This is a genomic window from Actinomycetospora sp. (assembly GCF_055612215.1).
The window spans coordinates 1-3,714 of sequence record NZ_JBVPVA010000043.1; the positions used below are offsets into that span (position 1 = coordinate 1).

General features: G+C 73.6%; 3 protein-coding genes and 2 pseudogenes. All 5 read left to right on the forward strand.

The annotated features are described in order from the left end of the window. Nucleotides 1-265: 265 nt before the first annotated feature. Nucleotides 266-367 (forward strand): annotated as a pseudogene (locus tag AC0CYZ_RS00930) (bifunctional demethylmenaquinone methyltransferase/2-methoxy-6-polyprenyl-1,4-benzoquinol methylase); the annotation flags it as partial. A gap of 349 nt (nucleotides 368-716) precedes the next feature. Further along, nucleotides 717-2,111, forward strand: coding sequence for a geranylgeranyl reductase family protein (locus AC0CYZ_RS00935; RefSeq protein ID WP_472211204.1), 1,395 nt, complete (start codon nucleotides 717-719; stop codon nucleotides 2,109-2,111). 204 nt (nucleotides 2,112-2,315) lie between these two features. Further along, on the forward strand, nucleotides 2,316-2,702 hold the full coding sequence (locus AC0CYZ_RS00940) for an NADH-quinone oxidoreductase subunit A (RefSeq protein WP_472211207.1): 387 nt from the start codon (nucleotides 2,316-2,318) through the stop codon (nucleotides 2,700-2,702). 48 nt (nucleotides 2,703-2,750) lie between these two features. After that, a complete protein-coding gene (locus AC0CYZ_RS00945) occupies nucleotides 2,751-3,320 on the forward strand; it encodes a NuoB/complex I 20 kDa subunit family protein (protein ID WP_472211210.1) in 570 nt (189 codons plus the stop codon). Next, nucleotides 3,313-3,714, forward strand: a pseudogene (locus AC0CYZ_RS00950) (NADH-quinone oxidoreductase subunit C); the annotation flags it as partial. The gene AC0CYZ_RS00945 and the pseudogene AC0CYZ_RS00950, both read left to right, overlap by 8 nt.

Here is a 3,714-nt window from a genome sequence, read left to right on the forward strand (position 1 = left end):
GCCCGCTGAATCTCGGTTGGCCGCATCCGGATCGGGGAACCTCTCCCGGTTGTCGCGGCCCCGGCTCATGATCAGGGGCACACCGCGCACCCCGACGCGGCTCAGAACCTGCCTGACGTGCCCCTCGCGGGCGAGGGTGGACTCGCCGTCGCGCGGGCCCTCTCCCGCCGCAAGATCAGGGGCACACCGCGCACCCCGACGCGGCTGCGAACCTGCCTGACGTGCCCCTCGCGGCGGAGGAGGCGGGACGGGCGCGTGGCCCGACCAGCCCGCCCTGGCCCGGCGCATCACGGCGGCCGGGTGGAGCGCGGTGAGCTGGCGGGACCTCACGGGCGGGATCGTCACGTTGCACACCGCCGTGCGCTGAGGTCCGCCCTCGCTCGCGAGGGGCCACGCGCCCGTCCCGCCTCCTCCGCCGCGAGGGGCACGTCAGGCAGGTTCCCAGCCGCGTCGGGGTGCGCGGTGTGCCCCTGATCTTGCGGCGGGAGAGGGCCCGCGCGACGGCGAGTCCACCCTCGCCCGCGAGGGGCACGTCAGGCAGGTTCGCAGCCGCGTCGGGGTGCGTGGTGTGCCCCTGATCATGAGCCGGGGCGGCGACAACCGGGAGAGGTTCCCCGATCCGGATGCGGCCAACCGAGATTCAGCGGGCGTGTCGCACGCAACATGCCTAGACTGGGCGCGCCCGGAGCTAGTGAACGAATTCACAAGGAGCCACGGTGTCCGCTCACCACCACGAGCGCACCCGGCAGGACGTCGGGGGCGACGACCGTTCCGCCGACGTCATCGTCGTCGGCGCGGGCCCGGCGGGCTCCACGGCGGCCACCTACCTGGCGCGGGCCGGGCTCGACGTCCTCGTGCTCGAGAAGGCCGAGTTCCCCCGCGAGAAGGTGTGCGGGGACGGCCTGACCCCGCGCGCGGTCACGCAGCTGATCGACCTCGGGATCGACACCCGCGAGGAGGCCGGCTGGCTGCACAACAAGGGGCTGCGGGTGCTCGGCGGCGGGCTGTCGGTCGAGCTGCCGTGGCCCGAGCTGACGAGCTTCCCGCCCTACGGGCTGGTCCGGCCCCGTCGGGACTTCGACCAGCTGCTCGCCGACCACGCCCGGGCCGCGGGGGCGCGGATCGAGGAGCGCGTCGCCGTGTCGGGCGCGGTGACCGACGAGCGCACGGGCCGCGTCGTGGGCGTCGAGGCCCGCCGGGGCCCGGACCGCGAACCCGCGACCTACCGCGCGCCGCTGGTCGTCGCGTGTGACGGCGTCGGGGCCCGGACCGCGCTGTCCCGCGGGATCGGCAAGCGCGACGACCGGCCGCTGGGGGTCGCGGTCCGTCGCTATTACATCAGCCCCCGCAGCCACGACGACTTCCTCGAGACCCACCTCGAGCTCTGGGACCGCTCCGGGCCCGAGGACCGGTTGCTGCCCGGCTACGGGTGGGTGTTCGGGATGGGCGACGGGACGGCCAACGTCGGGCTCGGGATCCTGGACCAGTCGAACGCCTCGGGCTCGAACTACCGGACCATGCTGCGCGCCTGGTGCGAGTCGCTGCCCGCGGAGTGGGGGTTCACCGAGGAGAACGCGGTGAACGACATCGGCGGGGCCGCCCTGCCGATGGGCTTCAACCGCACCCCGGTCTACGCCGACGGCCTGCTGCTCGTCGGCGACGCGGGCGGGATGGTCAACTCGTTCAACGGCGAGGGCATCGCGTACGCCATGCAGTCGGCCACCCTGGCCGCGCAGGCGGTCCTCCAGGCCCGGGCCCGACCCGAGGGGCCGGCGCGGGAGCGCGCGCTCGAGGGCTACCCGGCCGCCGTCCGGGCGGAGCTCGCCAGCTACTACCGCTTGGGCAACCGGTTCGCCCACGCGCTGCGCCACCCGAAGCTCGTGCAGTACACCGCGCGCCACGGGCTGCCCCGTCAGGCGCTCATGCGGTTCCTGCTCAAGCTGCTCGCGAACCTGCACGACCGCCGCGACGGCGACGTCTCCGACCGGCTCCTGGAGCTGCTGCTGCGGCTGACCCCGCAGCTCTCGGACGCGCCGCCGCCCGTCGGGCGGCCGGCCCGGCACGCGAGGCCGGCCACCCGCTCCGCGCCGGGGAGGGATCGCGACGCATGAGCCGACGACCACCCCCCGGGTATGGGGACCCTCATCCGGGGCACGGGCCACCGCGCTCCGTAGGGTCGACCTCCGTCCGGCGGACGTGACCCCGCCCACCGCGAACCCGGTGGCCGGGAGCACGATCGGTCCCGGTTTCGGGGGACGGGCCCCGGCGCGACCAGCGACGACACACCTACGACGACGGTGCAGGAGGATCTCCGGATGCAGGGCCCGGGAACGGCGGGGCTGACCGCCTACGTCCCCCTCCTCGTCATGTTCGTGCTCGCGGGAGGGTTCGCGCTCTTCTCCGTCACCGCCGCGCCCTACATCGGCCCGCGGCGCTACAACCGTGCGAAGCTCGACACCTACGAGTGCGGCATCGAGCCGTCACCGCAGCCGGTCGTCGGCGGCGGCCGCATCCCGGTCGCGTACTACCTCACGGCGATGATGTTCATCCTCTTCGACGTCGAGATGGTGTTCCTCTACCCGTTCGTCATCAACATCGACGCCCTCGGCCTCTTCGGTCTGGTCGAGGTCGTGCTGTTCATCGGGACCGTCGCCTTCGCGTACGCCTACGTCTGGCGGCGCGGCGGTCTGGACTGGACGTAGTCGTGGCCGGAACCGCAGTGCCTGGACCGAATGGGGAGGTCCGCTGACATGGGACTCGAAGAGAAGCTGCCGAACGGCATCCTGCTGGCCACCGTCGAGGGGCTCGTCAACTGGACGCGCAAGGCGTCGCTGTGGCCCGCCACGTTCGGGCTCGCGTGCTGCGCGATCGAGATGATGACCTCGGGGGCGCCGCGCTACGACCTCGGCCGCTTCGGCATGGAGGTGTTCCGCCCCAGCCCCCGCCAGGCCGACCTGATGATCGTCGCGGGCCGCGTGACCAACAAGATGGCCCCGGTCCTGCGCCAGATCTACGACCAGATGGCCGAGCCCCGCTGGGTGCTCGCCATGGGGGTCTGCGCGTCGTCCGGCGGGATGTTCAACAACTACGCGGTGGTCCAGGGCGTCGACCACGTCGTCCCCGTCGACATGTACCTGCCGGGCTGCCCGCCGCGGCCGGAGATGCTGATCGACGCGATCCTCAAGCTCCACCAGAAGATCCAGCAGGAGCCGCTGGGCCCGGTGCGGGCCGAGCTCGCCGCGGAGCGCCGCGCGCAGGGCGAGAAGCTCGAGCTGCTGCCGTCCTCGGTCAAGTACGGGCGGGAGAAGAGCCATGGCTGAGGGTCGCGACGACGAGAAGCAGCCGGGCGTCCCCTCGACCGGGGCCGGCGGCGCGAGCGGCCCGACCGGCGCCACGGCCGGGTCCTCCGAGCACACCGAGCGCGGTGCGGTCGCGTTCTCCCCGGTCGAGCAGCACCGCCCGCATGCCCCGACGGTGACCGGGCGGTCCCGCGAGGGCATGTTCGGCATCTCCGGCTCGGGCGACACGTCCGGCTTCGGCGGTCTGCGCCTGCCGGCCTACGCCCCGGCCCCGGCCGAGCGCCCCTACGGCGGCTGGTTCGACGAGGTCGTCGACGAGACCGCCGCGGCGCTCGACGACGGCGGCGTCACCACGTTCGACGAGGCCGTCCCGCAGGTGACCGTCGACCGCGGCGAGATGACCTGGTACGTCGCC